This window comes from Janthinobacterium sp. (genome assembly GCF_009923995.1).
Lineage (GTDB): Bacteria > Pseudomonadota > Gammaproteobacteria > Burkholderiales > Burkholderiaceae_D > Janthinobacterium.
Window position 1 is genome coordinate 228,618 of record NZ_RFSK01000001.1, and the last position, 7,851, is coordinate 236,468.

Sequence of the window (7,851 nt, forward strand, 5' to 3'; positions counted from 1 at the left end):
CGCATGCACGCGAAATGGAAGATGGCGGGCGGCGCGGCCGTGGCGGCGCTGGCCCTGTACCTGGCGCTGCGCCCGGGCGAGCCGCCGGCCCCGCCGCCGGAAAAGGCGGAACCGGACCTGTTCGCGTTCGTGCGCTCGATGGAAGGCACGCTGCCGGACGGCAACGTGACGGTGGCCGCCGGCGACAAGCTGGTGGTCGACGCGGAACTGGGCCACCTGTTCGACTACTACCTGGCGGGCCTGGGCGAAAAGCCGCTGGCCGCCATCCGCAGCCAGATCGAGACGGAACTGGACAGGCGCCTGGCGCCCGTCCCCGCGCGCGAAGCGAAGCGCCTGCTGGGGGCGTATCTGGCCTACAGGCAGGCGCTGGCCGGCGCGGAACAGGCCCTGCCCCCGCAGGCCGATGCCGCCGCGGCGGCGCGCGCCCGGCTGCAAGCCATGCGCGCGTTGCGCGGCAATTACTTTACGGCGGAAGAAAGCGCGGGCCTGTTCGGCGCCAGCGACGCCTACGACGACGATGCCGTGGCGCGCATGGCGATACTGGGCGACACCGCGCTCGACGAGGCGCAGCGCCAGACCAGGCTGGCGGCGCTGGACCAGCAGCTGTCGCCGGCCCAGCGCGCCGCGCGCGACGCGCCGGTGAAAGTGGCGCAGCTCGATGCCTCGGTGCGGGCGCTGCGCGCCCAGGGCGGCGGCGAGAATGAAGTCTACCGCCTGCGCGCCAGCACCTTCACGCCCGAAGCGGCGGCGCGCCTGGCGGAACTGGACCGCGAGGAATCGCGGTGGCAGCAGCGCATCATCGCGTACCAGGCGCAGAAAGCCGGCCTGCCCGGCGGCGCGCAGGATGCGGCGGCCCTGCAGCAGCTGCGCGACGCCAGCTTCACGCCCGAGGAGCAGCGCCGCCTGGGCGCCTACGAGTAAGGCCTAGGCCAGCTGCGCCAGCAGCGCCGCCGCCGCCAGCACGTCGGCGCTGGCCTGCCCCTGTTCAAAGCCCGCATGCACGGGCGCCAGCAGGGCCCGTGCCTCGCCGCTGCGCTCCTGCGCGTGCAGCAAGGCCGCCAGGCTGGTGGCGCAGCGCAGTTCCCAGCCCGGCGCCTGCTGCGCGCGCGCCAGCGCCAGCGCTTCCTCCAGCTGCGCCTCGACTTCCCGCAGGCCCGCGCCGTCATCCACGGCCAAGGCGCGCCAGCGGCGGTGCGCGGCGCGGCGCAGCACTTCGGGCATGCTCCACGGCGCCAGGCCCGCCCGGGCGCGCTGCACCGCCTGCAGGTCGGCGGCCGCGTCATGCAAGGTGGCCATGACGTCGATCTGCAGCGGCCAGCTGCGTACCGTCGGCCACGAAAAGTCGCCCATCGACTCGCCCGCGTCGAGCAGGTGCTGGTAGCCGGCACCCCACGCGCTCCAGTACAGCAGGCCATAGCGGGCCGCATGCTCGCGCAGCAGGCAGTTCCAGGCGCTTGCCAGGCTGCGCTGGCCGCACCACAGGGCCACGGGAATGGCGCTGAAGGCCAGCGCCACGCACAACGAGGCGCCATTGTGCTCGAAGCCCAGCATCACCGCTTCGCGCGCGATGTGCAGCGCATCGTCGGGACGTCCCAGCAGCCACAGGCAGCGTGACAGGTTGCCGCGCAAGCACACTTGGTGATCGGCCAGCAAGGCATTGTTGAAGGTGAGCTGGACCGCGCCGTCGGGATGCGCGAGCACCATGCGCGCCAGCGCCGCCGATTCCGCATGGCGCCCCTGCAGGTGCTCGCCGGCCGAGCGCATGCGCGCCTGCACCAGCTGCATCGCCGTGCTGCCGCTGGCCTGGCACAGGTCCGCAAACTGCGCCACATAGGCGTCGGCGCCGGTGAAATCGGCCAGCGCCATACTGCAGATCCACATGCCGCAGATGGCTTCGGCGCGGCGCGCCGTATCGTCCGAGTGCATGGCCAGCCCATAGCCGTGCCGAAACGACAGCAGCATGGCGCCGCTCACGCCCTGCGTGTGCATCAGCAGGTGCGCCAGCGAGGCGTGCAGCTGCATTTCGCTGTCCGGGTCGACGATGGCATGCTGCGCCATCCGCTCCAGCGCCCGTTCCACGCGCACGCGGTATTCGTCCATCAGCGACAGCTGGTAGAACAGGGTCTGCGCCGCCAGGGTCAGGGCGATGCCCAGCGCCGCGTCGGCCGCCTCGCCAAAGGCCCAGTCGATGGCGGCGCGCAGGTCGTCCACGTGGCGGCCGTAGCAGGCGCTCCAGCTGGCGAACGACATGCGCTCCCAGTCCGCGGCGATGCGCTCGGCCAGCGTCTGGCAATGGCGCGCATGGCGCAGGAACACGGCGTCGCCCTGCCCGCTGGCCTGCAGTTGCGTGGCCGCGTATGCGCGCGTCGTTTCCAGCAGCCGGTAATACACGTGCTCGCAGCAAAATTCGATGCTGACGAGGGACTTGGCCGCCAGGTCGGCCACCGTGTCGAACACGTCATGGCCGGCGACGGCGGCGGCGGACTCCATGCGAAAGCGGCTCCTGAACACGCTCAGCACCTGCAGCACCGCGCGCTCGCCCGCGTCGAGCAGGCCATAGCTCCAGTCCAGCGTGGCGCGCAGGGTCTGGTGGCGCAGCGGCACGTTGCGCGGGCCGCGCGTGAGCAGGCGAAAACGGTCATCCAGCTGGCGCCGCAGTTCATGGATGCCGAAGTGGCCGATGCGCCCGGCCGCCAGTTCCAGCGCCAGCGGAATGCCGTCGAGGCGGCGGCAGATTTCCGCCACCACGGGCACGTCGGCGTCGGCCAGGGCGAAAGCGTCGTCCACGGCCGCGCAGCGCTCGCAGAACAGCTGCACGGCGGCGAAATGGCGGGCCGCCTGCGCGTCGGGCACGACGTCGGCCGGCGGCAGGCCCAGCGCGGGCAGGCGCTGCAGGTGCTCGCTGGTGATACGCAGCGGCTCGCGGCTGGTGGCCAGCAGGTGCAGCAGCGGCGCGCCCCTGAGCAGGGCGTCGGCCAGCGCGGCGGCCGCGCCTATCACGTGCTCGCAGTTATCCAGGACGATCAGCATGTGGCGCTGGCGCAGGTACGCCAGCAGGCCGGGCATGGAATCGCCGGCCGGCACGGCCACGCCCAGCGCCGTGGCCAGCGCCAGCGGCACCAGGTGGCCCTCGCTCAGCGGCGCCAGGTCGACGAAGCAGACGCCGTCCGCATAGCGGCGCAGCACGCGCGTGGCCAGGGCCACGGCCACGGTGGTCTTGCCGATGCCGCCGGGGCCGACGACGCACAGCAGGCGCAATTGCAGCAGCTGGTTGGCCATCGCCTGCACCGTTTCGGCGCGGCCGATCATGCGCGTCAGCAGGACCGGCAGGTTGTGCTGCGGCTCGGGGCCGGGCGGGCCGGCGGCCGCCGCCTGCCCCGTGTACGACAGGGGCGCCAGGAAGCCATAGCCGCGCCCCGGGATGGTGGTGATGTAGCGCTGGCCGTCGCGGCCATCGCCGAGCACCTTGCGCAACGCGGCCAGGTGCACGCGCAAGGTCGCATCGTCGACGACGGCGTTGGGCCAGACGATGGCCAGCAGTTCATTCTTGTCGACGATCTCGCCGGCCCGCTCCAGCAACGCCAGCAGCAGGTCCATGGCGCGGCTCCCCAGGCGCAGCGCGCGCTCGCCGTCGAACAGCAGGCGCTCGAGCGGCAATAGGCGAAACGGGCCGAAGACAAAGGCCGGAATGGGGCTGTTCATAGTTGTTGCATGGGGAAAGTGTGAAAGCAAACGGCGTGCAGTGGCAGTATTCTACTGAGCATCGGCGCCAGCCCGCATGGCATCATGTATGCATCCTGTTACAAAGCCCGCTCACATGGCGGGCGCCAGCGCGGGACGGGCGCCGGCCAGCAGCGCGGCGATGGCAGGCGCCGGCGCCGGGCGATGCAGATAAAAGCCCTGCACCTGCTGGCAGCCCAGGCGGCGCAGCCGCTCCAGCTGCTCGCCGCTCTCCACGCCTTCGGCCACCACCAGCAGGCCCAGTCCGCGCGCCAGCGCGATGGTCGAGGCGACGATCATGGCGTCATTCCGGTCGATGGCGATGTCGCGGATGAAGGAACGGTCGATCTTCAAGGTGTGGATGGGCAGCATCTTGATATGGCTCAAACCCGAATAGCCGGTGCCGTAGTCATCGAGCGAAATGGCCACGCCCAGCGCGCGCAGGCGCATCAGCACCTCCTTGGCTTGCGAGATGTCGTCGATGAAGCAGCTTTCCGTCACTTCCAGTTCCAGCAGCGCCGGCGACAGCGCGTAGGTGCGCAGGCAGCGCGTGACCGTGTCGAGCAACTGCGGATCGCGCAGCTGCTTGGCCGAGACGTTGATCGCCACGGGCACCAGCGGCAAGCCTGCCACGCGCCACTGCGCCAGCTGGCGGCAGGCGGCGGCGATGGTCCAGTTGCCCAGCGCGAGGATGGCCTGCGTTTCCTCCGCCAGGCCGATGAATTCATTCGGGAAGATCAGGCCGTGATGCGGATGATCCCAGCGCAGCAGCGCCTCCAGGCCGACGATGTGCCGGCGCGCCGTGTCGAACTTGCCCTGGTAATGCAGGCAGAATTCGTCCTCGCGCATGGCCAGCTCGAAGCGCCCCTGCAGCTCCAGGCTGCGCGCCGACGACAGGTTCAGGGCCATGTCGTAGAAGCGGAAGCTGTCGCGCGCCGCCTTGGCGCCGTGCATGGCGCTGCCCGCGCTCGACAGCAAGGCGTCCACGCTTTGCCCGTCGCGCGGATACATGGCGATGCCGATGCTGGCCGTGGCCAGGATGGCCGCGCCGGCGGGCGGCGCGAATGGCTGGCGCAGCGCCTCGAGCACGCTGCCGGCGACGGCCGCCAGGCGCTCCTCGCTGGCCACTTCGCACAGCAGCAGGACGAATTCGTCGCCGCCGAAACGCGCCAGCAGGTCGCCTTCGCGCAGCGCATGGCGCAAGCGCCGCGCCGCCTCCTGCAGCAGGGCGTCGCCGGCCAGGTGGCCCAGGCGCTCGTTGACCTGCTTGAAACGGTCCATGTCGACCAGCAGCAGCGCATAATGGTTGCGGCTGTGCCGCGCCTGCAGCAGCTTGCCGCTGGCGCCGTCGTAGAAGCGGCGCCGGTTGGCCACGCCCGTCAATTCGTCGCGGGTGGCCAGCAGGTCGGCGCGGTTCCTTTCGCGCGCCAGCTGCAGGCTCAGGGTGATGTGCGCGCCCTCCGCCTGGCGCCGCTGCGCGCGCAGCCGCCGCCGCGCCGCCCACACGACGGCGCCGCCCAGCGACAGCACGGCCAGCGACACCAGCGCCGCCTGCGACAGCAGGCGCCAGCGCAGGGCATCGAGCTGCGCCAGCACGCGCGCGCGGTCCTGGCTGACCCGCACCTGCAGGCCATGGCGCAGCAAGGTGCGCACCTCGAGCAGGCAGGCGTCGTCCGCATGCGCCTGGCCGCCGGCCGGCAAGCCGTCCTGCAGCGCCGCCAGCACGTCCTTGCCGGCGCCGGCGATCTCGATGCGGCCATGCGCCTTGCGGCTGATTTCGCGGTAGGGACGCAGGAAGTAGGCCAGGTCGTCGGGCAGCGCGGGCACGGACGCAAGGGCATCGTCGAGCTGCGCGGCCAGGATCGAGGCGACGTCGCGGTTCTCGATGCGGGCGCGCTCGAGCGCCTGCTGCGCCTCGTCGTCGAGGCGTACGGCCGTATAGCCCCAGATGCACAGCAGCAGGCAGGCGGCCAGCACGGCGCACAAGGCCGTGCTGGCCGCGTTGCCGTGCCAGGCAGCGTCCAGCCAGCGCCGCGCGGCAACAGGCCGGCGCTCTCCCGTGACAGGCTGCTCCACTCAGGCCACTACGCGGTCAAGCGCGGCACGGCCGGCGCAGGACGGCCCACCAGGGCCGGCGGGGCCGGATGCAGGCGGAACACGCTGACCACCTGCAGCAGGTTTTCCGCCTCGCCTTCGAGCGACTGCGAGGCGGCCGCCGCTTCTTCCACCAGCGCCGCGTTCTGCTGCGTCACTTCGTCCATCTGCACGACGGCCTGGCTGATCTGGCCGATGCCCGTGCTTTGCTCGGCGCTGGCCGCCGTGATGTCGGCCACCATCCGGCTGACCCGGCCCACGGCCGCCACCACTTCCTGCATGGTGGCGCCGGCCTGCGCCACCAGGGCCGCGCCCGCGTCCACCTGCTGCGTCGAGTTGGCGATCAGCGCGCGGATATCGCGCGCGGCGGCGGCGCTGCGCTGCGCCAGGCTGCGCACTTCCGTCGCCACGACGGCGAAGCCGCGCCCCTGCTCGCCCGCGCGCGCCGCTTCCACGGCCGCGTTCAGGGCCAGGATATTGGTCTGGAAGGCCAGCATGTCGATCACGCCGATGATGTCGGCGATCTGCGCCGACGAGGCGCTGATGGCGTCCATGGTGTGGATCACCTGCCCCACGGCCTGGCCGCCGTCGCCGGCGATCCTGGCCGCCTCGATGGCCAGCGCGCTGGCGTGGCGGGCATTGTCCGCGTTCTGCTGCACGGTCGAACTGAGTTCCTCCATGGCCGACGCCGTCTGTTCGAGGGAACTGGCTTGTTCTTCCGTGCGCGCCGACAGGTCGACGTTGCCGGCCGCGATCTGCGTCGACGCCGTGGCGATGGTGTCCGTGCCGCTGCGCACGCGCTGCACGATATCGAGCAGGTTGCCGTTCATGATGGCCAGCGCGTCGAGCAGCCTGCCCGTCTCGTCGCGCCCGTGGCGGCCGAAGCGCGACGTCAGGTCGCCGGCGGCCACCGTCTGTGCCACCCCCAGCGCATGCTGCAGGGGCGCGACGATGCTGCGCGTGACCAGCCAGGCCGTCACCAGCGAAAAGACGATGGCCAGCGCGCTCAACGCCAGCATCATGCTGCGCGCCGACAGGTACTCCGCGCGCACCTGGGCACCCGCCTCCTCCATCCGGTCGTGCTGGTGCGTGATGAGGGTTTCCAGCGCTGCCATATAGCGCAGCTGGTCGTTGCGCACGGCGCCCAGCAGCAGGGCCGCCGCCTCGTCGCGCGCATCGGCGTCGAGCAGGGCCAGCACCTTGTCGCGGCCCTCGTTGAACGTGGCGCGCGCCTGCGTCACGGCCGCCATCAGGGCGCGGCCCTGCTGCGACAGCACGATGCGCTCGAGCCGGGCCAGGCGCTGTTCCGTGTCCGCGCCCGCCCTGGCGATGGTGTCGCGCTCCTGCGCCAGCTGCTGCGGCTCCGTCATCAGCAGCAGGTTGCGCGAGGAACGCGCGATGACGTTGACATTCTTGATGATGTCGTTGGCCAGCACGGTCTTCGGATATTTATCGTCGATCACGTCGCGCATGCGCAGTTCCAGGCTGGCCAGGCGCAGCATGCCCAGCGCGGCAGTGCCCAGCAACAGCAGGGTCAACAGGGCAAAAGACCAGCGCAAGCGGGTCCCGATATTCATATTCGCCATCTTCATTCGCATCCTTCAGTATGGTGCATCGGTCATCGCGCCAGGCCCGCGTGCAAGGCTGACGGCAATGGCTGGCGCCGCCAGCGGCCATGGAAGGCCGGGCGCGGCGGGCGGAGGGGTCAGCCTGGACAAGGCAGAGGCGGGAGCTTGGGTTGCTACGTCAGGCAGTGTGAGTTATCTCACAGGCAATGTCGCGTTAAGTTTTGCAAAGATTTGCTTAGATGGCAAAACAGCTATTTTTATAACACTGTTTTTTTAGTAAGTAGAAACCGCAGCATGGCACGGGGCGCCATGGGCGATGGCCGCGCGCAGCGGCCGGGCGGAGGGCGGCGGGGCCGCCGCCCTCGCGTCAGAACGTCAGAATACTTCCCACTCGTCTGCGCGTGGCGCACTGTTGCGCGTGGACGGCACGGCGCGCAGCACGGGCCGCGTCCTGGCGGGTGGCGCCGGG

Annotated in this window: 4 protein-coding genes; 1 reads left to right on the forward strand and 3 read right to left on the reverse strand. The window is 70.9% G+C overall.

What is annotated here, in order from left to right:
• Positions 1-3 precede the first annotated feature (3 nt).
• On the forward strand, positions 4-921 hold the full coding sequence (locus EBS11_RS01055) for a lipase secretion chaperone (protein ID WP_290599828.1): 918 nt from the start codon (positions 4-6) through the stop codon (positions 919-921).
• A gap of 3 nt (positions 922-924) precedes the next feature.
• On the opposite strand, the gene EBS11_RS01060 is transcribed toward EBS11_RS01055, so the two are convergent.
• The 3 genes from EBS11_RS01060 to EBS11_RS01070 form a co-directional block, all read right to left on the reverse strand.
• Positions 925-3,702: a winged helix-turn-helix domain-containing protein gene (locus EBS11_RS01060; RefSeq protein WP_290599829.1), complete on the reverse strand. Its 2,778-nt coding sequence runs from the start codon at positions 3,700-3,702 to the stop codon at positions 925-927.
• Positions 3,703-3,813: 111 nt separating this feature from the next.
• Positions 3,814-5,796: an EAL domain-containing protein gene (locus EBS11_RS01065; protein WP_290599830.1), complete on the reverse strand. Its 1,983-nt coding sequence runs from the start codon at positions 5,794-5,796 to the stop codon at positions 3,814-3,816.
• An 8-nt stretch (positions 5,797-5,804) separates the two neighbouring features.
• Positions 5,805-7,391 carry a methyl-accepting chemotaxis protein gene (locus EBS11_RS01070; RefSeq protein ID WP_290599831.1) on the reverse strand — a complete coding sequence of 529 codons (1,587 nt, stop codon included), beginning with the start codon at positions 7,389-7,391 and terminating at the stop codon, positions 5,805-5,807.
• Positions 7,392-7,851 lie beyond the last annotated feature (460 nt).